This window comes from Sulfurimonas sp., from assembly GCF_028714975.1.
Classification (GTDB): Bacteria; Campylobacterota; Campylobacteria; order Campylobacterales; family Sulfurimonadaceae; genus Sulfurimonas.
Genome location: NZ_JAQTLH010000001.1, coordinates 146940 through 169537 on the forward strand (window position 1 = coordinate 146940; position 22598 = coordinate 169537).

Consider the following 22598-nt stretch of genomic DNA (forward strand, 5'->3'; position numbering starts at 1 on the left):
TATTGCTTTAAATAGCAAAACAGTACAAAAAAGGTTATGTTGATGGAGATCGTATTAAGAAATAATCTTATTCTTGTTACTACCGACTTTGATACATTAAATACCCAGTGGATGAAAGAATTTTTAAACAATCATTCAAGAGGTATGCTTTTTTTACCAAAAGCCGTAATGGTATTTAGAAATGAAACTTTATCAGAGTCAAGAGAAGAGTTTATAAAAGAGTTAAGCCAGTATCATGCCTCAAAACACGACTTCTCTCACGAGTTTTTCCTGCGTTCAATGTTAAAATTTGGAAATCAGCCCATTAGAATAGAGCTAAAGAGAGATGAAGAGCCGCAAAATGTCAAAGTCAATCTTTATGCCTACAACAGCGATACGGTACTGATTACTCTTGATTATCCAAACTCATGGGTTTTAAGCTATCTTCGTTCCCAGCTTGAAGTTTATGTAGAGAGAGGAACGGATACATCTTTGGTTCTTGATGTCTCTGATTATAGAGCAAAAGCCAGATTGGAGAGAGCTCTAAATAAACGCCATGTCCTACACTATCAAATAAGCTATAGTTATAATAACCGTTTTATTAGCAAACTATATAGTGATTTTGCAAACTTTAGTTTTGGAACTCTTTGCAGGGATGAAGAGGATACTCAAAAAAACTATTTTTATACTGTTTTACAGTGTCCAATCGGAGCTAGCCAAGACGCTATAAAAGATAGTTATAAGAGGCTGGCAAAAGCTTATCATCCGGATAAAATCCTACAAGAATCTCCACATATGGTAAAGCGTTACACTCAAAAATTTCAACAGTTACAAGAGGCATATTCTGCACTTCGAGTAGTCAGTTAAACGCATCTTTAAAAAGTTCTTCCCTCGGCTCATCTTTTTTTATATTTTTCAAAAGTGCGTTAAAATCATTTGCCGTGTATAGTGCCAATTTTTTGCCTTGGTCTTTTGATAACTCTTTTGAGAAGCCTCTTTTTGAAAATATAACAATTTGAGTCGGCTCAATCTGCAGTTTTTCGCACTTCTCTACGATTCTGTGCCACTCGCTTTTGTTTACTTTGTGGTTTGTCCACTTGCACTCCGCAACATAAATTTTTTCATCTTTTGTTATCGTAAGTATATCTATCTCGACATTCGCATCCCAGTAACTGCCTGAACTAAGGATTTGCGAATCTCTGAGATTATAATTTAGAAGAATCTCGGATAGTTCTTCAAAAACCAGACTTGTATAACCATTTTGTCTTATCTGAAAATCTTTAAAAAACTCATCATATTCGCCTTGTTCTATTTTTTTTGCATTCGGAGCTATAAAGTAGAACCAAAATCTTATAAAAGGGTGCGTGAAAAGCACTTTATGAGATATTCTATGTCTTGCAATCTCTCTTTTTAGTTTGCCGTTTGGGTTGAGGCTGCGTGCGGGTTCTTCTCTTGAGAACTCTATTTGAATCAGCCCTTTTTGCACAAGATAGTTTAAAGCGCTTCCGCCGTTTGCATTGTTAAGACCTGCTCTGTTAAATGCTGAGAAAATCTTTCTATCACCCACCGCTAAAGCATGTAGAAGTCGTAAGCACTCCCTGTTTGCTAAGGTTAAATCTTCTATTTTCTTATTTATTGTTTTGTAATTCTTAAGTATGAGCTCTTTTATTAAAAAAGTTATCTCTTTGGTGGTATCTATCTCCCAGCCAAGTCCTCCAAACACCGCAAAGTACTCAATCTGCACTTCCATGTCATCGGGATAATTTCTTGCATAAAATGAACGAAATTGTTCTAATAGTTTGTTTTTTAACATAAATTTATTTTATCATAATTCACTTCCCCATTTCAACATATCGATACCGTATTTCTCTCTTATGTTTTGCGAATGTTGTGTCAGTTTGTGCATTTTTAGCTCATCATGAAATCCTATAAGCGATAACTCTTTTTTGGATTCTCTCGTAAAACTTGAACAGTTTATGCTTATCCTGATTACATGAAGTCTTTTATAAACATCTGCTTCGTTAAAAAGAGCCAAACATAAAGAGTCAAACTTCTTTTCGGTAAAAATCTCGCATAAACTTATGTTTGTATGGGATTTTTGATTCATCTCGTAAGCGATACTTAGATGAAAAATGGTAGGAATAACCTTTAGTTTTAAGACGGCAAAGCTTAGATGACGAGCAAGGATATGGACTCTCCTCTCCAACTCGCCTCTGTCGTATAGGGGGTCAAAAGTTCGTGATATCCCGATGGATTTTCGCCTGTGCTGGGTTTGAATCTCGTCATCGCTAATCCCGCACACTCTGGCATATAACTCTTTTGCATAAGCTCCCCATGATTCAACGGTTCCCCTTCTTTTTTTTAACTCACCAAGCGTATGAATTTGTGCAGATTTTAATTTTTCTTTCATACTTTTACCGATTCCCGCAAACTCTTCTACGGGAATTTTCTCTATAAAACTTTCCAACTCATGCGGATATACGACTCTGCACCCAAACGGTTTGGCGTAGGTCGTAGCAAGTTTGGCAATGTAGCGGGTTTTTGCCGAACCGATTGAGACGGGAAGTTTTATAGTCTCTTTTATCTCATTTTTTAAATTTTTTATAAAATCTTCCACATCGCCATCTTCAACCCAGCCGCTCAAATCTCCGTAAAACTCATCAATGCTCGCTTGCTCGATTAACGGTATCTTTGTTTGCAAAAACTCATGAAGCTCATGTGAGAGTTTTTGGTAGAGCGACATATCGGGCGCTTTTATGATTAGATGCGGACACAATTCCAAAGCCTCTTTAATGCTCATAGCGGTTTTTACTCCGTAAGCTCTTGCTTCATAGCTAGAGGTTGTAAGTATGCCTCGCACACGCCCGTCTTCATCCCTAAAAGCATCTATATCATCATCGCTTTTGTCATAAGTTTTATAAAAAGTCGGCACAAATGAGCCTGAATTTTGCAGATTTATGCTTTGGTTCTTTGCTTCTTTAGAGAAGATTTTCGTATCGCTTCTTCCGCCTATCGCAACGGGTCTTCCAAGAAGTGACGGCTCTTTAATCCGTGCGGCACTGACAAAAAAGCAGTCTATATCTATGTGTATTTTCATAAGTTAATTATAGATAAATTTATGGATTGAAATTAAAAATATGGCAAATTGACAATAAAATTATTGCTATAATTTCGCTTATGAAATATATATTACTAATTTTTGTTCTTCTCTTTAGCGCATGCGGCACTAAAAAATATGAGCAAACACAAACAAAAATCATCACCATAAAATCACCCAAGATTAAGTTTTCCGATGTCGGATACCTGAGAAATAGCGACAAAAGTGTTGAATTGGAACTTTTTATGGCGGGCAAGTGTATAGAAAAAATTGCCGTAAATCATCTAATCTGCACCAGTACCGGATGTATGAGCAAAAGCGGATTTAACAAGGATTATCTAAATCAGATATATCCGGATGATATTATGCAAAATATGCTTCTCTCCCATGCTATCTACAACGGGAAAAACTTGGTAAAAACAGATGGCGGATTTGAACAGCAAATCAAAGATGAAACCGTAGATATATTTTACAAAGTTGACTCTCACGGCGTGCAGTTTAAAGATAAAAAAAATGACATAATTTTTAAGATTAAGGATACCGATGAGTAAATTTGTAGGAGCTCATGTAAGTGCAAGCGGGGGCGTTTTTAATGCAGTTGCAAATGCGTGCTCAATAGGCGCAAAAGCGTTCGCGCTATTTACAAAAAACCAAAGACAATGGAACGGCAAAGAGCTTGATAGTAATACAATAGATAAGTTTAAAAAAGCATTGGATGATAGCGGAATTTTACCCAAATATGTACTTCCGCATGACTCATATCTTATAAATCTCGGACATCCGGAAGATGATCAAAGAGAGAAGTCTATGGAGGCTTTTTTAGACGAAGTAGAGAGATGCGCGCTTTTAGGTCTTGATAGACTCAATTTTCATCCCGGAAGCCATCTAAAGAAGATAAGCGAAGATGAGTGTCTGGGTAAAATTGCAGATGCCATGAACATAACGCTGGAGAAAACAAAAGGCGTGAGTTTGGTTATTGAAAACACCGCAGGGCAGGGGAGCAATCTTGGTTGGAAGTTTGAGCATTTAGCACAAATTATTGACAAGATTGAGGATAAAAGCCGTGTCGGAGTCTGCATAGATACTTGTCATATGTTTAGCGCGGGTTATGACATACGAACAAGAGAAGCTTATGATAAAACATGGAGCGAATTTGACAAGATTATAGGGTTTAAATATCTTATGGGTATGCACATTAATGACTCAAAGGCAAAATTCGGCTCACATGTAGACAGACACCACTCTTTAGGCAAAGGCGAAATCGGTCTTGATGCGTTTAGATTTATAATGAATGATGAGAGAATGAACGATATTCCGCTAATCCTTGAGACGATTGATGATAGCATCTGGAGCGAGGAGATAGCACTGCTTTACTCTTTTGTAAATTAAGGGCGATTTGTGTAAAATCAACCATTGTTTATTAGAAAAGGGTTGATAATGAGAAATGTTTTTTTATTTTTTTTATTTGGAAGCAGCCTAATCGCAGGCGGCTATAAAATTCCTGAGACTTCGCTAAACTCGGTTGCCCTAAGTGCCGCAACCGTTGCACACTCAAATAGCGCAGACACGGCTTATTACAACCCTGCAAATATGGTTTTTATGAAAAATGAGAACGCATTAGAAGCAAATTTGATTTATATCGGACTTAGCGATGTAAACTATAAAGGCTCGTATACAAACAGTTTAGGTACGACAACAACGGGATATGATATAGAGTCAAAAAGAGAGAATTTTTTTGTTCCATCGTTTCATTATGTATCGGAAGATTTTAGCGGTGCCCGTTTTGGACTAAGTATAGTTTCTCCTGCAGGACTCTCTAAGAGATGGAACTCTGCCCCTGCAATTTACAGCGCAGAGGAGTTTACGCTCAAAACGGTTGAGGTAAATCCGAGTGTTGCATTTCCTATCGGAGATAAAGCGGCATTTGCAGTCGGAATTAGAGCAATCTACTCCGAGGGCGTAGTTAAAAGCAGTTCATCTATGGCATCTCGCGATATGAGCGGTGATTCTATTGATTTTGGATACAACTTGGCACTATCGTATAAGCCTACATCAGAGTTAGGGTTGGCTTTGACATATCGTTCAAAAATCGACTTGAGCGTAGAGGGTGATGCCGCACTCTCATATTTAACAAACAGTTCTACTAGCGGCGCATCGGTCAGCGTGCCTGTTCCGGCTCTGCTAAATCTTGCACTCTCTTACACATTGCCGAGTGATACGACGATAGAGTTTGTCTATGAGAGAAACTATTGGCACGCATATAGAGAGTTGGACTTTAACTACGGTTTTGGTGTAAATCCGGTTGCAAATATCGTCTTTGGCGCGCCGATAGCAAAAAACTGGAAGGATACGGATGTTTTTCGTTTAGGTATTACCCAAAAGTTGGATAAACTTACTTTAATGGGCGGTTTTGTTATAGATAAAACACCTGCTCCAAATTCTACAATCGGGTTTGAACTGCCTGATAGCGACTCCTTGTCTGTATCGTTTGGTGCAAGATATCAGATAAGCCAGAAGATAAACATAGGAGTAGCGGCTCTCTACTCGATGAGAGAAGATAGAGCGGTTTCAAACAGTGCGATAAACGGGGAGTTTAAAGACTCAAATGTATTGATAATTTCGTCCGCATTAGAATATAGATTTTAAGGAATTCTTTGGAAACATTAATAAATTTTTTAGAAGCAAAAAATGTAGAGAAATCTATCATTTTTGCACAACTAAAATGTAGTAAAACAGAAGCCGTATTGTTGCAAACTTTAGCAAAAAGATATATGCGCGGGGAAGATGATGTTGTAGTTCTTGAACTTTTGCAAGAGATTTACGGCAAAGATAAATATGAGGGTATAAAGCATCTAGGAGAGGTAAAAATTCTTTTAGAACTTGGCTGGTTGCATCAGCAGAGTTTTACGCCTATAAAAATTTCTGAAGTGACACCGCTGGAACTTTTAAACAGTGCAGTCGGCTTGTCGCCCTCATTTCTAAAGATACTCCAAGACGGTGCTATTGAGAGTGAGTTGCCCGATATCAAGCCGTATTCGGATCATCTTGAGTACTTGCAAGACCAGTTTCTTCGCATAGACCTTTATCAAAAAATGAGTGCAATTCGTCAAAATGTTCATGAACACTCACTTGGAATTGACAGAATGCAGACCAAACTTAAGCTTTTAGAAAAACGCATAGAAGACAGGGTTGAGCAAACGACGGGGAAACTCGTGCTTGACAAGTTTTTTAAACAAAAAAAGATGAGTTCTAAAGAGCAGGTGATTTTTTTGGCTCTTCTTCGTGAAGAGTACAGCGCAACGGACGCTTCGCTTAGAGAGATGAATGCTTTGATTGAACTCATTTCGCTTGATGAGTATGAACGCATTAAAAACCGTTCACTTTTAGAAGACGGCTCGAACCTTATAAATGACGGAATCATCGACTATGAAGAGATGTTAAATCCTTTCGGCGGGATTTCAAGAGCTTTTTACATAGTTGATGAGGTTTTACACAACATAATCCATCCTCAAAAAAACAAAAAAGTTCGTCGCATAAAACTAAATACGCTTATAGATGAGCAAGATATTTTTGAGTTGGTAGACCCTGAGACTTCGCTTGAAGATGTTGTTTTGGCAAAAGAGACGCAAGAAACGCTTAAAAATCTTATGAGACAATTGGATAAAGAGGTTATAGGTAGACTTGTAGAGTGGGGAGTGAAAGACAAAAAAAGCGGAATTGACGCAAGGATAATCTTCTACGGAGCAGCGGGAACCGGTAAAACGATGACTGCATATTCGCTTGCAAAATCGCTTAAACGACAAGTTTTGGCATTTGATTGTTCAAAAATTCTCTCTATGTATGTCGGCGAGAGCGAAAAAAATGTTCGTAAAATTTTTGACACTTTTTATGATTTGTGCGAAAAAACAAAATCAGAACCGATACTTTTGTTAAATGAGGCAGACCAGTTTTTAGGAGCTCGTTCAAGCGGAGTAAACAGCGGAGCTGATCAGATGCATAACCAGATGCAAAATATTTTTTTAGAGCAGATTGAGAAGTTCAAGGGTGTTTTGATAGCGACTACAAATCTGTTGGAAAATATAGACAAAGCATTTTCAAGACGATTTAACTACAAGATAGAGTTTAAAAAACCAAATAAAGAGCAGAGACTCTCTCTTTGGAAAAAAATGCTTCCCTCAGGTGCTCCTTATGAGAAGAATTTTGATGTGAATGCTCTTGCCGATTATTCTCTTACGGGCGGGCAGATAAATCTGATTATAAAAAATACGGCATACAAAGTAGCCGTTAGAGAAAAGCCGCTATTTTCCTTAGAAGATTTTGAACAAGAAATCAAAAAAGAGAAAGATGCAAGTTTTGACAGTGAAAAATCTATGGGATTTTTAAATAAATAGTATGAATGTCTATATGCACCAAGCCGTAAAAGAGGCGCTGGATGGAGTACAAAAAAATCACGGCGGACCTTTTGGCGCCGTGATAGTAAAAGATGGCATGGTTATAGCAAAAGCTCACAACCAAGTCTTAAAATCAAATGACCCGACCTCTCACGCCGAGATAAATGCGATAAAAAAAGCCTCCAAAAAACTAGGCACATATGATCTTAGCGGGTGTGAAATCTATACGACTTGTATGCCTTGTCCAATGTGCAACGGGGCTATTAAATGGGCAAATATAAAAACTGTCTACTACGGCGCGACAAGCGGGGATGCAGATAACATCGGATTTAGAGATAAAGAGTTTTATGAGAAAGAGTTTTTAGATATAAAAAATATTGATAGAGCGGAGTGTCTAGAACCCTTTAGGGTATGGCAGGCAAAAGAGGATAAGACAATCTACTAAAACTAAATTTAGAGCCTCCCTCTAGGTAATTAGTGTTACAAATCTGCATTTTGTAATTTTTATATCTCAAAAACTGTTTCTAAAATACTCACTAGCTATGATAGCCCAAAAAAATGTGTAGTATTTGGTAACAGTAATCACTTCAAATATCATCATAATCTTTTATTTAATACTCTTTTTGCTACAATCTATGCAACTGTTTTTTCTAAAAATATGTGAAGATATTTAAGTCAAACGGCTTATGTTTTTGTGCGTTTTAAAACAATAATAATAACAAAGGTGGGTTATATGGAGCATATTAGTACTGCAAATCCGTATTTTGGGGTATTTGTACTTTTTCTTGTAACATTCGGTGCATTTACGATAACGACGATTGTCGCTCGTTTGGCAAGTCGCGCTTTAGCAGCTAAAAATAGCGAAAAAATCAAATTATCGGTTTATGAGTGTGGACCTGAGGTTACAAAGCAGCCAAATAGAATATCTCCGCAGTTTTATCTATTTGCACTACTTTTTTTACTCTTTGATGTAGAGATAGTTTTTATGTTTCCATGGGCAGTTGATTTTAAACTACTTGGATGGTTTGGTTTTGCCGAGATGTTGATGTTTATACTTTTATTAACAATCGGGTTTGTATATGCATGGAAAAAAGGAGCGCTAGAATGGCACAACATAAAGTAAATTATACGCAAAACGGCGGTTTGCCGGTTGCACTTACAAGTATAGATAAAATCGTAAACTGGGGTCGTTCAAACTCTCTTTGGGCGCTTACTTACGGTCTTGCTTGTTGTGGTATCGAGATGATGGCAAGCGGTGCTTCAAGATATGACTTCGATAGATTTGGGACAATCTTTAGAGCATCTCCTCGTCAAGCCGATGTTATGATAGTTGCAGGAACGCTTACGAAAAAACATGCAGAGTTCATTAAAAGACTTTATGACCAAATGACTGAGCCGAAATGGGTTATCTCTATGGGTTCATGCGCAAATACGGGCGGTATGTTTAACACTTATGCAACGGTTCAAGGCGTGGACAGAATTATTCCTGTGGACTTGTATCTTCCGGGCTGTGCGCCAAGACCTGAAACACTTCAGTACGGCGTAATGTTACTACAAAAGAAAATTCGTGCAAATCAAGCTTCAAGAGCGCAAAAAGCTAAAAGGTTAATGTAATGAGAGCTTATAAACCTAAAGACAATGTACAAGCAAAACCGTACTATACGGATAGATTTTATGTATCTCCTCAAGTTCCGAAATTTGAAGTAGAGAGCGATGAAGTTTTCGCGCACGATTTAGAGGCGATAAAAGCAAAGTTTGATGTACTTGACGCATACATTCAAGTCGGTCAAATGGTTGTTTTTATCAATCCTGAGGATAATTATAAAGTTTTAGAGCTTATGAAAAATGAGCTTGAATATGTTCAACTCACGGAGCTTAGCGCGATTGACTGGCTTGCTGCAAGAGGCGGTTTTGAAGTTTTTTATCAAATGCTAAGCATGAGCAAACGCAAACGCGTTCGTATAAAAATGTTTATCAACAAAGGTGAAGCCGTAAATTCCGTTGAAAAGCTCTTCCGCTCTGCTGATTGGTCTGAGAGAGAGATGTTTGATATGTTCGGCATAGAAGCAAACGGACATCCGTTTATGAAGAGAATTCTTATGCCTTACGATTGGCAGGGGCATCCACTTCTAAAAACTTATCCGCTTCAAGGCGATGAGTTTGCCGCATGGTATGAAGTAGATAAAATCTACGGTAAAGAGGCAAGAGATATAATCGGACCTGAACTTCGCGATACTGCAAAAGTCGACAGATACGACAGCGAGAGATTTGCCCGTCTTGGACATGAAGTGCCTAAGGGAACAAAAATTACGGGTAACGAGCCTAAGATAGTTCAAAACTATCAAGAAGAGGGCGGTGTTTTCATGGTTAAAAAATTCGATAAAAAAGATTCGGTCGTTATTGACGATCCTCAAAGATAGGTAGTAATATGCAAGTAAAAAATAGATTAAACCCGTTTTTTGAAAATATCACTTTTGATAGAGAAGATAATGAGATTATCCTAAACTTTGGTCCTCAACACCCATCGGCTCACGGACAACTTCGTTTGATGCTTCATCTTCAACAAGAGATGATTGTAAAAGCTCATCCGGATATCGGATATCTTCACCGCGGTATGGAGAAGATGGCTGAAAATATGATTTACAATGAGTTTATGCCGACGACTGACCGTATGGACTACATCGCATCATCTTCAAACAACTACGGTTTTGCTTTGGCGGTTGAGAGACTTATCGGTCTTGAAGTTCCTCGCCGTGCAAAAGTAATCCGTATGATGCTCTTAGAGATTAACCGTCTTATGAGTCATCTTTTCTGGCTGGCAACGACTGCGCTTGATATCGGTGCTATGACGGTTTTCCTTTTTGCTTTCCGCGAGAGAGAGTATCTGATGGATATCATCGAAGGTTATTGCGGAGCTAGACTTACGCATGCCGCTATTCGTATCGGAGGAGTTCCCTTAGATATTCAAGATAGTTTCATATCTCAGCTAAGAACATTCTTAGACAAACTTCCTGCAAATATTAAAGATTATGAAGATCTTCTTGACACTAACCGTATCTGGTTAATGAGAATGGAAGAGGTCGGAACTATATCAAAAGAGATGGCGCTTTCTTGGGGCTGTTCAGGTCCTATGCTTAGAGCATCAGGCGTTGCATGGGATATCCGTAAAGAAGAGCCGTACGAGCTTTATGACGAAGTAGAGTTTCGCGTTCCTTACTCTGATAAAGGTGACAACTTTGCAAGATATAGAATGTACATGGAAGAGATGAGAGAGTCTGCGAAGATTCTTTATCAAACTATCGATATGTACGAGAAATGCGTAAAAGAGGGGCAAACTGAGCTTATGGCACATGCGCCGAAATATGTTTCAGCTCCAAAACTAGACATTATGACTCAAAACTACTCTTTGATGCAGCACTTTGTTCTTGTAACGCAAGGTATGAGACCGCCTGTCGGAGAGGTTTATGTTGCAACCGAATCACCAAAAGGCGAGCTTGGTTTTTTCATAAATTCTCAAGGCGGACCGTATCCGTATAGACTAAAACTTCGCGCACCGTCATTTTGGCATACGGGAATCTTAACAGACCTTTTACCGGGACATTACATTCCCGATGTTGTTTCAATCATAGGTACTACAAATATCGTATTTGGTGAGGTTGATAGATAATGAAAAGATATGATTTAAGACATTTAAAAGATGGTTTTGAGCCTCGTATGAGAGAGATTTTAGCATCTCATAAGGTTGGAGAAGTTGCAATCTTTTTATTTGAAATCGGTGATTTTACTCCAATTCAAAGATCTGCGGATTTGGTAAAAGAGTGTAGATATGAGTTACTTAACTCTTTAAAGTTTAACGAAGTCGACTGGACTATCGTAGTAAAAAAATAGGCAGGATGTAGATTTTGAGTAAAGTATATTTTTCTACTTGGAACGGTGAGTTTGTTAATAATATTAACACGCCGCAAGAGGAGTGGAAAGAATCAGCTTATAACTTACCGGCACAATATGATAGCCACCGTGCGTCAAAAGCTTTTATAGGCTGGGACGGTGTTGCGCTTTTTGATAAAGATGTAGATGTTATCCGTTTAGCGATGGAATATGCCGCACAGTATCAAGAGTATTCTGAAGCATGTGGAAGATGTGCGCCCGGACGATGGGGTGGACGAATTTTATATGATTTGTTGGATAAAATTGCCCGCGGTGAGGGAAGCAAAGCTGATTTAGACCATTTAAAAGAGATTGGCAAAAGTATGCAAGTCACTTCAAAATGTGAGATTGGGAAAACCGTTCCAAATCCTATTATTGATTTGATGGAACATTTTGAAGCTGAATTTTTAGAGTGCATAGATGAACAAAAACACTCAAAACATTACCATGAAGAGGTTGGTTATATAGCAAAAATAACTGCACCTTGTAGCGATGCTTGTCCTTCGCATGTGGATATTCCTGCGTACATCGAGGGAGTAAGAGACCTTAGAATGGACGACTCTTTGATGGCGACTCGCCAAACAATGCCATTAGCGCATGTTTGCGGTCGTGTTTGTCCACATCCTTGCGAAGAGGCTTGCAGAAGAACAAATCTTGACGAGCCGATTTCTATTATGTCGCTAAAGAGACTCGGTGCCGATTGGGAAACCGATCACGGATACGATTTCTTTCATCCGATGCAGAAAAAACCGAGCAACGGCAAAAGAGTTGCGGTTATCGGCGGAGGTCCTGCAGGACTTACGACGGCTTACTATCTTGCAGCCGATGGCGTAGAGGTTGATGTTTATGAAGAACTTCCAGTGCTCGGCGGTGAAGTAGCAGTCGGTGTTCCTGAGTACAGGATGCCGATAGGCAAATACAACAAAGATATCGAATGTGTTAAAGATATGGGTGTTAACTTTATAGTAAACTCTAAAATCAATGCGGACGATATGAGAAGATTTGAGCAAGAGTATGATTCTGTTATGGTTGCAACCGGTACTCGAATCTCTAAAAAAGTTTACTGCAACAACGAAAGAGCGGATATAAAAGGGTATTGGGGCGCAATAGACTTTTTAGATAAAGTAAATCTTTATGAGAAGTACGGCTATAAAATATCAAAAGAAGAACAAGAGAAAAACCTTTTAACCACCGACTTTGTTGATTTAACGGGGAAAGTCGTTGTATGTGTGGGCGGCGGTTTTACATCTATGGATGTCGTTAGATGTGCCATCAGAGCAAATGCAAAAAAAGTTTATATGATTTACCGTAGGGATGAGAAAACCATCATCAAAAATACGACATATGAAGAGTACCATGAAGCAGTAGAAGAGGGTGTAGAGTTTCTGTTTCACTCCGCTGTTGCAGAGATGGTTGATGAAGAAAATATCTTAAAATCTCTTTTAATTGATAAGTATGAGTTGGTTCCCGATCCAAACGGCGGTCGTGCAGAGCTTGTAAAAGTGGAGGGTGCTTCTTATATCATAGAGGCTGATTATCTTATCCCTGCCGTTTCTCAGTCGGCTGACTTGAAACTTCTACCTCCTGAGTGGGAGATTGAGATGACCTCTTGGGCGACTATTAAAACAAACGGCAAGGACTATATGACATCTCGCAAGGGTATTTTTGCCTCAGGGGATTGTGAATACGGTCCTATGACGATTGTAAATGCGGTCGGTCAAGCAAAACGCGCGGCTTCGGTTATGAGCAGATATGTTTTAAGCGGTGAAGTCACCCTAAGCGATGATGAGATTATGGAAGATCATCTTAGAAAACTCAAAGTTTATGACAAAAAAGAGAAGATTACCGGTTGGTTAAAAGGCGTTGCCAGACAGCACTCAGAAGTTCTTGAAGTTGAAGATAGAAAATACAACAACAAAGAAGTGAACTTAGGCTTTACGCAAGAAGAGGCTATGAGTGAAGCAGAGAGATGTATGCGCTGTTACTATATAGCTATGGTGCAGGCGTAGAGGATGGGAGATATGAATAAATTGATTAATTTTAAAATTGACGGTATCTCTGTAGAAGCACAAAGAGGCGAGACTATTTTAACAGTGGCTCGCAAAAACGGGATTTATATCCCGACTATGTGCTATATATCTAAAACTTCGCCGTGTGCGTCATGCCGTATGTGTGTCGTTGAAGCTGAGGGAGTTGAGGGTTTTATTCTTAGCTGTAACACTCCACCGACTGAGGGCGTAGAAATTACGACAAACACGGCTGCATTGCAAAATGAGCGAACGAACATAATGAAGCTTTATGATGTAAATCATCCTTTAGAGTGCGGTGTTTGCGATAAATCAGGAGAGTGTGATTTACAAAATAAAACTTTAGAGTTTAGTGTTGAGAGACAAAGTTTCTCCGCTCGTGATCAGCTTCGCCCGCTTCAGCATTGGGGACTTATAGACTATGAACCGTCGCTATGCATTATGTGCGAAAAGTGCGTGCATGTATGTAATGAGGTTATCGGCGATGACGCAATCGAAGTAAAATTCGGCGGATATAGTTCGACGATTATTCCAAAAAACAGTGAAACTCTTGATTGTACTTTTTGTGGAGAGTGTATTGCAGTTTGTCCTGTCGGAGCGCTTGTCAGCAGCGGTTTTAAATATAGAGCAAATGCATGGGAGTTAGAACGAGTTCCCGCAACATGTGCTCACTGCTCGGCAGGCTGCCCTCTTGAGTATGAAACAAGACACGCTTCCCTAAACGGCGCTGATGAGATATTTAGAGTTAAAAACAATTTTGAGTTTGCTTCACTTTGCGGTGCAGGGCGATTCGGTTTTGATTTTGACAACAGAGCGCTTAAAAATGAAAACGCATTTAACAGAGCGATTGAAGCGTTAAAAAATGCAAAAGCCATAAGATTTTCTTCTATGATTACAAATGAAGAAGCGCATATTTTAGAACTTCTAAAAGATAAATTGGGCGTAAAACTATTTAATGAAGATGCAAGAAAATTCGCCGAGTTTATGAAGTCGTATAGCTCTATAAGCTCAAAACTTCATCATAGCGGCTCTCTTGATGCAATTAAACAATCAGACGCTCTAATCGTTATAGGAAGCAGAATAGCAACGGATAATCCGGGTGTTAGATACGCTCTAACGACTGCTTCAAAACATAACGGTGCGAAAATCGTCTATGCGCACCCTATGGAAGATACTTTGATGCAGAGTGTTATAACTCAGATGATGAAGTATGAAGTAGGAACGGAAGAGGGCGTTATGGCACTTCTGGCTCATACGATTTTAAAAGATAGTGATTTGGATGAGAGCGAGAGAGCATTTTTTGATGAGCTGGATTTCGGCTACTTGTATGCCGAGACAAATATAGGCGAAGAAGAGCTGTCTCATATGATGAAATCATTTATGCGAGCAAAAAAACGCACTCTTATCATAGGTAATGATTTGATTGCACATGATCGCTCAAGCAATATAGCTAAATTAGCTGCTCTGATAGAGAAGTACAGCGATTTTTCTTTGATAGTAGTCCCAAGAGAAGTAAATACCCTTGGCGTATCGCTTATAAATTCACTGGATCGTGATGAGAAGATATCAGATGTCGTAGGTTATAACGCTAAAGGCGACTTTGTTATCTCTTCGCTAGAGGGTGCCGATTTGGCAATTCCTTCGCTTAACCAACAAGAGGGGACTTTTGTAAGTATCGATAACAGAGTATTGCCTACGAATGTAGCGTTAGAGTTTGACGGATATACGCTAAATGATATTGCAAATGCTCTTGGAATTTATAATAAAAACACGATTGACTATACAAAAGAGTTAAATAAAAATTCCGGATTTAAAGATATAAGCTTTGATGATTTAGAGAATTTCTTATCGCCTCTGGGTGAAGACAACCGCGGTTATCTGCTTGATGAAGTTGAGTGTGCGGCGGACGGTAAACTTGAAGAACTTGACGATATGCCGGAGTTTAACGGAACTATTATCTATCAATGTAATCCGGTGCTTCAGTTTAACAACTATACTTTTAAAACTGCGCAACTCCCTAAAGAGAACTTTTTGCGAGGTTCAGCTCAGTTTGGGGTCGCGGCTAAGATAGCAGACGGCGATATGGTTGAGATTAGTTACAAAGAAACAAAAATTCAAAGAAAATTTAAGCTAGACAGTGAGCTTAAAGGAACTATAGCGCTAAATCCTACTTTTGATATAAGCGTAGATGCAAGCAGATATAGATTTGAAAAATCCAAAATAGAAAGAGTAATGCAATGAGTAAAATTACTATAAATATTGATGGAAAAGAGATAGAGACGCAAGAGGGCGAGTATATACTCAATGCCGCTCGCGCAAACAATATCTTTATACCGGCGATTTGTTATTTAACACGATGCAGCCCTACGCTTGCGTGCAGATTGTGTCTTGTTGAGGCAGACGGAAAGCAGGTATACGCTTGTAACGCTAAATCAAAAGACGGTATGAGTATTACGACGACGAATGAAAATATAGCAAAAGAGCGTCGTGCGATTATGGAAGTTTACGATGTAAATCATCCACTTCAGTGCGGTGTTTGTGACCAGTCAGGCGAATGTGAACTGCAAAACTATACTTTAGAGATGGGAGTTGACGCTCAAAACTATGCTATCAAAGATGTTAACAGAAAAGATAAAGATTGGGGGCATATCCACTACAATCCTGGTCTTTGTATAGTTTGTGAGAGATGTGTAACCACTTGTAAAGATATGATCGGCGATAATGCTCTAAAAACAGTAGCACGCGGTGCAGATGCGATAGAGGCAGAGTTTAAAGATAGTATGCCAAAAGATGCTTATGCGATGTGGAATAAACTCAACAAATCTCTTATCGGTTTAACAAGCGGCGAAGAGATGCTTGATTGTACGAGCTGCGGCGAGTGTGCAGCAGTTTGTCCGGTCGGCGCGCTTGTAGATACTCACTTTATCTACACTTCAAATGCGTGGGAGTTAAAACAGATTCCTGCAACTTGCGGACACTGTTCTGCAGGATGTCAAATCTCTTATGATGTTAAACATACAAGTATCGACAATACGGATGAGAAAATCTACCGTGTTATGAATGAGTGGAACTATGTTGCACTCTGCGGTGCGGGAAGATATGGATTTGACTATCAAAATGAAGTTAAATCAAAAGACGAAGCGGCATTTGCCAAAGCAGTAGAAGCATTTAAAAAAGCAGATACTATAAAGTTTACTTCAACTATTACAAATGAAGAGGCTTACTTGCTTCAATCTTTAAAAGAGAAATTTGGATACAAACTTGTCAACAGTGAAGCAAAAGCATTTCAAACATTTTTAAATGATTACAGCGAGATTAGCGGTACTAAGCTTTACGGTTATGACCTTGAAGCGACTCATAATGCAAACTTTGTTATTTCGGTTGGAGCGGCTCTAAAGAGCGACAACCCAAATGCAAGATATGCGTTAAATAACTCTATGAGCATAAACAAAGGTGCGGGATTATATTTTCACCCTGTAAAAGACCCTGTTATAGAGGGGCTTGGAAAAAGCATAATGACGCTATATCATGCTCCGCTTCAAGAAGAGGCTGTGCTTTACTTGATTCTTGATTTGTTTGCAAATAAAGAGAAACTGCCATCAGACATAGCAGACTATTTGGCGACATTTCACTCGCAAAAAACTATAACCGTTGAAGAGATAATCAAAGAAGAGATTATAGAGATAGTTAAAGTCGTAAAGAAAAACGAAGAGACGGGCGAAGACGAAGAGATAGAGGAAGAGAAGAAAAAGATGGTTCCTAAGAAAATCTCTAAAGAGGTTGCCGTAGATGATAACCGCCTTTTAGCTATTTTAGGAGCTGATGATAAATTTATGGAAAATTTAGAGAAGAACTTGGCTAAAAAAGATAGTTTTGCTCTTATTGCAGGAGCAGACCTCTATACGCATCCAAACTCTAAAAATCTTGCTCGTCTTTTGGCGTTAATAGAGAAATATACGGCTTTTGAATTAACGATGATTCCAAATTTAACAAATACTCTTGGAGTATCTCTAATCTGCGAGCTTGACGATGAAGTAGGTTCATATACGATAGGCTACAACACTAAAGGAGATTTTACTCTCTCAGCTTTAGGCAACGGCGATTTGGATATGCCTGCTATCAATCAGCAAGAGGGAACTTTGACAAGTATAAACAAAAGAGTAAATCCTACAAATGCAGCAATCGGCTACAAAGGGTATGAACTTAACGATATCGCAAATGAGCTTGGTTTAAGAGCTGAATTAGTGATTGATTATACCTCTATGTTACCGACGAACAAAGGATTTAAGAGTAAAAACTTCGATGATTTGCCGAACCATTATGAGAATGACGGAACGGAATGCCGCGGATATCTGCTTGATAATGTAGCGGTTGCGACAAGTGGTAACGAAAGCGTTGCAAAGTTTGGCGAAGAGAAGCTTAGCGGAACTCTTATATATCTTGCAAATCCTGTAAGACAGTTTACCGATTTTACAAATAAAGCTACCAACCTTGATGAGATAAGCGGTATCTATATGAGTGAAGAGTTCTTAAGTAAATCTGATTTGAATGAGGGGGACAGCGTGAAGGTTAAAAACGAAAATGGCGAAATTATTGTTAATATCGTAAGCGATAATAAAATCAGCGGCGATATTGCACTTTTACCGACATTTGATTCTAAGATAAATTCAGAGGCTCTGTTTAGCGGATACCGTTTTGCAACAGCTTCGATTGAAAGGGTGTAGTAGATGGAAATGGCATATTTGATTGAAACGGTTATAAAAATCGTTGTAATTTTACTTATATTTTCTGCATTAGCGGGAATTGGAACATATTTTGAGAGAAAGGTTCTCGCATTTATGCAACGCCGCCTTGGACCGATGAATGTCGGTCCTTTTGGGTTACTGCAAGTTGCAGCCGACGGTGTTAAGCTATTTACGAAAGAGGATATTGTTCCGACAAATGTAGTCGCTCGTGTATTTAAAATTGCACCTGTTATTACGGCGGCAACTGCATTTATGGCTGCTGCTGCAATTCCGTTTTTACCGTCGTTTACGCTCTTTGGATATGAAGTTCATCCGATAGTGGCAGATGTTAACATCGGTATTTTATATATACTCGGAATCATGGGTGTCGGTCTGTACGGTCCTCTTCTTGCAGGTATGGCTTCAGCAAATAAGTTTTCGCTTTTATCTGCTGCAAGGGGTGCTGCGGTGTTTATCTCTTATGAGGTTATCACGGGTCTCTCTATCCTAGCTCCGATTATGATGGTCGGTTCGCTCTCACTGATTGATTTTAATGCTTATCAAGCAGGCGGCATTACAAGTTGGATACTCTGGTCTCAACCGGTAGCATTTGTGCTATTTTGGATAGCTGCATTTGCTGAAACAGGTCGTACACCGTTTCACCTTATAGCAAACGATCACGAGATTATTGATGGATTTGGAACAGAGTACTCAGGTATGAGATGGGGACTTTTCTTCATCGGTGAGTATGCAAATATGTTCTTTATCTCTTTTGTAATCTCTATCATTTTCTTAGGCGGATATGGAGACGGAAGCTTTTTAGGCGCACTCGGACTTCTTGGCAAAGTTGCATTTTTCTTCTTCTTCTTTCTATGGACAAGAGCGGCTTGGCCTGATGTTAGACCTGACCAACTTATGTGGTTGTGTTGGAAAGTTTTAATGCCGATAGCAGTTTTAAATATTTTAATTACTGCTATAGTAATGATGTAAGGGGTGGCTATGCATATTGAACATATTGACGAACATTTTAACAATAGAAATGTAACTGAAATGAATAGTGACTATTATTTAGTCGGTATTGAAGATTACCCTACGGACAATTGGGGTAGATTTAAGAGAGTTATAAAGAGAAGCTTTAGAGGCGAACTTTTTGTCGGTCTTTGGGTTGTAATGCGTGAAATGATTAGATTTGATATTCACACTGTTAAATACCCTGAGGAGAAGATGCCTATAGGTCCAAGATACCGTGCTATTCATCAGATGAAAAGACTTTGGGAGTCTGACGCTGAGAGATGTATCGGCTGCGGGCTTTGTGAGAAGATTTGTATCTCTAACTGTATCCGTATTGAGACAAAGCTTGATGCTTCCTCTCGAAAAGAGGTGTCTGAGTACAGTATCAATCTCGGTCGTTGTATTTTTTGCGGGTATTGTGCCGAAGTTTGTCCTGAACTTGCGATTACGCACGGCGGAGAGTATGAAAATGCGAGTGACCAAAGAGAGCATTTTACGATGTATCAAGATATGTTAACGCCGCTTGATATGATGAGAGCAGGAACACAGTTAGAGTTTGAAGGCTTTGGTTCGATTACACCACATGAAGACGAGCGTGTTAAAAAAACACCTCTAGCATATTAAGGAGTTTGGTTATGTTTGAAGCAGTTGCTTTTTATCTGTTTGCTTTTTTGACAATAACGATGTTTTATATAGCGGTAACGACTTCACAGGCGTTATACGCTTTAAGTTCATTGGCAGCAGGAATGATTTTTATATCGGCATTTTTCTTTATTTTAGGTGCCGACTTTTTAGGTGCGGTTCAAATCGTTGTTTACTCCGGTGCCGTAATGGCTCTTTATGCTTTTGGTATGATGTTTTTTGATACGACAAGAGATGTAAAAGAGAAACAGGGTAACAAAGCAATAATTTTGGGACTAAGTATTTTATCTGCAATCTTGCTAATTGTAATAGTTTCCGCTCCGATAGTCGGTAACAATATAGAAGCACTCTATCCTGTCGGAAATGCTGGTAATGTTCAAGAGGTCGGCAAAGTGCTTTTTACAAAGTATCTTGTTCCTTTTGAAGTTGCGGCTGTTATGCTTCTAGTTGCCATGGTAGCAGGAATCGTACTTGCAGGAAAGAAAATGGATCTCTCTCTTACTCTTATGACTGAAGCGGAGATTTTAATGATGAAAGAAGAAGATAAAAATAAAAAGGTGCTCTCATGATGGAAATAGGACTAAATCACTATCTTGTACTCTCAACCATCCTTTTTGCTATAGGTTTAGTCGGGGTCATGAGAAGAAAAAATTTACTTATGCTGTTTTTTGCAACGGAGATACTGTTAAACTCGGTAAATATCTCTTTTGCTGCAATTTCACACTATTACGGTGATTTAACCGGACAGATGTTTGCATTTTTCGTAATAGCGATTGCTGCATCAGAAGTTGCCGTAGGACTTGGTCTTTTGATTGTTTGGCATAAAAAACATAACAACATAGATCTTGACAATATGTCAACGATGAGGGGATAATAGATGGAACTGTTTTTATATACCGCACTTTTCTCGCCGTTAGTCGGTTCTTTATTTGCCGCACTATTTGGTGCGTCGCCTAAGACAAAAATAGCAGGAATTGTTCCGAGTGCTTTGCTTGGAGTCTCATTTTTAAGCAGTCTTGTACTTCTTGTTTTGGTTATGGGCACAGGACTTACTCTTCATGTTGAGATGATGACATGGATGGCAACGGGAGATTTATACATTCCTTTTGGATTTGTCGTAGATCAGGTAAGTGTTACTATGATGATAGTCGTAACGCTTGTTTCAACCGTTGTACATGTATACGCTATCGGTTATATGGATCATGACAAAGGGTTTAATAGATTTTTCTCTTACCTTTCGGCATTCGTTTTTTCAATGATGATACTTGTTATGAGCGATAACTTTGCAGGTCTTTTCATCGGTTGGGAGGGAGTAGGTCTTTGTTCATGGCTTTTAATCGGCTTTTGGTACCACAAAGAGAGTGCGTCTTGGGCGGCAAACGAAGCGTTTATTATGAACCGTATTGCCGACCTTGGGATGCTAATCGGTATCTTTTTGGTTTACTGGAACACGGGTACGCTTCAATATAAAGAAGCTTTTGCAGTAATGCCGTCTTTGGATAATGCAATTTTAACTTGGATGGGAATCTTCCTTTTTATCGGTGCAATGGGTAAATCGGCTCAGTTTCCGCTTCATACTTGGCTGGCAGATGCGATGGAGGGACCGACTCCGGTTTCAGCTCTGATTCACGCTGCGACAATGGTTACTGCGGGTGTTTATCTTGTTGTTCGCGCTAATCCGCTTTACAATTTAATACCGCATGTCGGACTTTTCATAGCTTCTTTAGGCGCATTTGTAGCACTTTTTGCAGCTTCAATGGCGCTAGTAAATCGAGATATGAAGAGAGTTATTGCGTACTCGACGCTCTCTCAGCTCGGATATATGTTTGCTGCTGCAGGTTTGGGTGCATACTGGGTGGCACTTTTCCATCTTATGGCTCACGCATTCTTTAAAGCGCTTTTATTCTTGGGTGCAGGAAATGTTATGCACGCTATGCACGATGAACTAGATCCGTTTAAAATGGGAGGTCTAAGCAAGGTTATGAAGGGTACATTTTTAATGATGACTATCGCTTCGGTTGCACTTGCAGGTATCTTTCCGCTTGCGGGATTCTTCTCAAAAGATTTAATCTTAGAGGTAGCGTTTGTAGAACATCACTATATTATCTACTCAGTATTGCTATTTACTGCCGCTTTAACAGCATTTTACTCATTTAGACTTGTTGCACTTATTTTCCACGGAGAAGAGAGATACAAACTATTCGGTATCCATCCGCACGAAGCGTACAAATTTATGCTTGTTGCTATGAGTCCGCTTCTTCTTTTGGCAATCATAGCAGGTGCATTCAAGATGAGTTACTTTGAGATGGTTTCTAAGCTTTTACCGGCTACCGAGTATCATGTTCATTCGGCTGCGACTTACTGGATAATGACAATCGGAACTCAGCTTTTAGTTATTTTGGCGATTGCTTATGCGTACAAAAAATATACAAGCAGAGATATCGCGGTGCCTGATGGAACTTCAAAAATGGAAAATAGTTTTGCATATAAACTGCTTATCAACCAATACTATATTCCATATTTTTATCAAGAGTATATCGTTAAAGCATATAGAGAACTCTCAGAGGTTTTCTGGACAAAAATTGATCAAAAAGTTGTTGATGCTACTGTTGACGGTATTGCAAATGTGTTCTATCAAACGGGTGAGCGAACAAGAGTTATGCAGAGCGGTAATCTATCGACTATGCTTAAGTGGATGGTAGCAGGAACTGTTGCCTTGTTATCATTAGCTGTGGTTTTTGGACTAGCAGCTAGATATTCTGGAGAAATAAGAGTATTTCTTTCAGGTTTAGGAGTTTAA

Annotated in this window: 21 protein-coding genes; 19 read left to right on the top strand and 2 right to left on the bottom strand. The window is 39.1% G+C overall.

Going from position 1 to position 22598, the window contains the following annotated elements; translation table 11 throughout:
• Nucleotides 1-42: 42 nt before the first annotated feature.
• Nucleotides 43-846, top strand: coding sequence for a J domain-containing protein (locus PHQ93_RS00795; protein ID WP_299939624.1), 804 nt, complete (start codon nucleotides 43-45; stop codon nucleotides 844-846).
• Here the strand turns inward: PHQ93_RS00795 and PHQ93_RS00800 are convergent.
• Nucleotides 839-1792 carry a DUF234 domain-containing protein gene (locus PHQ93_RS00800; RefSeq protein WP_299939626.1) on the bottom strand — a complete coding sequence of 318 codons (954 nt, stop codon included), beginning with the start codon at nucleotides 1790-1792 and terminating at the stop codon, nucleotides 839-841. The two genes, PHQ93_RS00795 and PHQ93_RS00800, sit on opposite strands and share 8 nt — an antisense overlap.
• 12 nt (nucleotides 1793-1804) lie before the next feature.
• Nucleotides 1805-3076 (bottom strand): DNA polymerase IV, encoded by a 1272-nt coding sequence (locus PHQ93_RS00805; protein WP_299939628.1) that lies wholly within the window; start codon nucleotides 3074-3076, stop codon nucleotides 1805-1807.
• An 80-nt stretch (nucleotides 3077-3156) separates the two neighbouring features.
• Here PHQ93_RS00805 and PHQ93_RS00810 point away from each other — a divergent pair, with 80 nt between their 5' ends.
• The 18 genes from PHQ93_RS00810 to nuoL all read left to right on the top strand — a co-directional run bounded on the left by PHQ93_RS00810 (nucleotide 3157) and on the right by nuoL (nucleotide 22598).
• Complete coding sequence (locus tag PHQ93_RS00810; RefSeq protein WP_299939630.1) at nucleotides 3157-3627, top strand: hypothetical protein; 471 nt, start codon at nucleotides 3157-3159, stop codon at nucleotides 3625-3627.
• A complete protein-coding gene (gene nfo, locus PHQ93_RS00815) occupies nucleotides 3620-4465 on the top strand; it encodes a deoxyribonuclease IV (RefSeq protein WP_299939633.1) in 846 nt (281 codons plus the stop codon). Before PHQ93_RS00810 ends, nfo begins: the two co-directional genes overlap by 8 nt.
• A gap of 48 nt (nucleotides 4466-4513) precedes the next feature.
• A complete protein-coding gene (locus tag PHQ93_RS00820; RefSeq protein ID WP_299939635.1) occupies nucleotides 4514-5722 on the top strand; it encodes an OmpP1/FadL family transporter in 1209 nt (402 codons plus the stop codon).
• 8 nt (nucleotides 5723-5730) lie between these two features.
• Complete coding sequence (locus tag PHQ93_RS00825; RefSeq protein ID WP_299939637.1) at nucleotides 5731-7467, top strand: ATP-binding protein; 1737 nt, start codon at nucleotides 5731-5733, stop codon at nucleotides 7465-7467.
• Nucleotide 7468: 1 nt separating this feature from the next.
• Nucleotides 7469-7912 (top strand): nucleoside deaminase, encoded by a 444-nt coding sequence (locus PHQ93_RS00830; RefSeq protein WP_299939639.1) that lies wholly within the window; start codon nucleotides 7469-7471, stop codon nucleotides 7910-7912.
• Nucleotides 7913-8200: 288 nt separating this feature from the next.
• A complete protein-coding gene (locus tag PHQ93_RS00835; RefSeq protein WP_299914631.1) occupies nucleotides 8201-8590 on the top strand; it encodes an NAD(P)H-quinone oxidoreductase subunit 3 in 390 nt (129 codons plus the stop codon).
• Complete coding sequence (locus PHQ93_RS00840; RefSeq protein ID WP_299914632.1) at nucleotides 8572-9081, top strand: NADH-quinone oxidoreductase subunit B family protein; 510 nt, start codon at nucleotides 8572-8574, stop codon at nucleotides 9079-9081. Before PHQ93_RS00835 ends, PHQ93_RS00840 begins: the two co-directional genes overlap by 19 nt.
• A complete protein-coding gene (locus tag PHQ93_RS00845) occupies nucleotides 9081-9887 on the top strand; it encodes an NADH-quinone oxidoreductase subunit C (protein WP_299939641.1) in 807 nt (268 codons plus the stop codon). Before PHQ93_RS00840 ends, PHQ93_RS00845 begins: the two co-directional genes overlap by 1 nt.
• Nucleotides 9888-9895: 8 nt before the next feature.
• Complete coding sequence (gene nuoD, locus PHQ93_RS00850) at nucleotides 9896-11134, top strand: NADH dehydrogenase (quinone) subunit D (RefSeq protein ID WP_299939643.1); 1239 nt, start codon at nucleotides 9896-9898, stop codon at nucleotides 11132-11134.
• Nucleotides 11134-11355: an NADH-ubiquinone oxidoreductase subunit E family protein gene (locus PHQ93_RS00855; RefSeq protein ID WP_299914635.1), complete on the top strand. Its 222-nt coding sequence runs from the start codon at nucleotides 11134-11136 to the stop codon at nucleotides 11353-11355. The genes nuoD and PHQ93_RS00855 overlap by 1 nt, the downstream gene beginning before the upstream one ends.
• A gap of 14 nt (nucleotides 11356-11369) precedes the next feature.
• Nucleotides 11370-13403 (top strand): FAD-dependent oxidoreductase, encoded by a 2034-nt coding sequence (locus tag PHQ93_RS00860; RefSeq protein WP_299939645.1) that lies wholly within the window; start codon nucleotides 11370-11372, stop codon nucleotides 13401-13403.
• A 12-nt stretch (nucleotides 13404-13415) separates the two neighbouring features.
• Nucleotides 13416-15662, top strand: a complete 2247-nt coding sequence (locus PHQ93_RS00865; RefSeq protein ID WP_299939647.1) for a 2Fe-2S iron-sulfur cluster-binding protein — start codon at nucleotides 13416-13418, stop codon at nucleotides 15660-15662.
• Entirely contained in the window at nucleotides 15659-18145 is a 2487-nt protein-coding gene (locus tag PHQ93_RS00870) for an NADH-quinone oxidoreductase subunit G (RefSeq protein ID WP_299939650.1), read from the top strand. The genes PHQ93_RS00865 and PHQ93_RS00870 overlap by 4 nt, the downstream gene beginning before the upstream one ends.
• A gap of 3 nt (nucleotides 18146-18148) precedes the next feature.
• Entirely contained in the window at nucleotides 18149-19135 is a 987-nt protein-coding gene (gene nuoH, locus PHQ93_RS00875; protein WP_299939653.1) for an NADH-quinone oxidoreductase subunit NuoH, read from the top strand.
• Nucleotides 19136-19144: 9 nt separating this feature from the next.
• Nucleotides 19145-19780, top strand: a complete 636-nt coding sequence (nuoI, locus tag PHQ93_RS00880) for an NADH-quinone oxidoreductase subunit NuoI (protein WP_299939656.1) — start codon at nucleotides 19145-19147, stop codon at nucleotides 19778-19780.
• An 11-nt stretch (nucleotides 19781-19791) separates the two neighbouring features.
• Nucleotides 19792-20367: an NADH-quinone oxidoreductase subunit J gene (locus PHQ93_RS00885; RefSeq protein WP_299939659.1), complete on the top strand. Its 576-nt coding sequence runs from the start codon at nucleotides 19792-19794 to the stop codon at nucleotides 20365-20367.
• Nucleotides 20364-20672 (top strand): NADH-quinone oxidoreductase subunit NuoK, encoded by a 309-nt coding sequence (gene nuoK / locus PHQ93_RS00890; protein WP_011373432.1) that lies wholly within the window; start codon nucleotides 20364-20366, stop codon nucleotides 20670-20672. Before PHQ93_RS00885 ends, nuoK begins: the two co-directional genes overlap by 4 nt.
• A gap of 3 nt (nucleotides 20673-20675) precedes the next feature.
• A complete protein-coding gene (gene nuoL / locus PHQ93_RS00895) occupies nucleotides 20676-22598 on the top strand; it encodes an NADH-quinone oxidoreductase subunit L (RefSeq protein WP_299939661.1) in 1923 nt (640 codons plus the stop codon).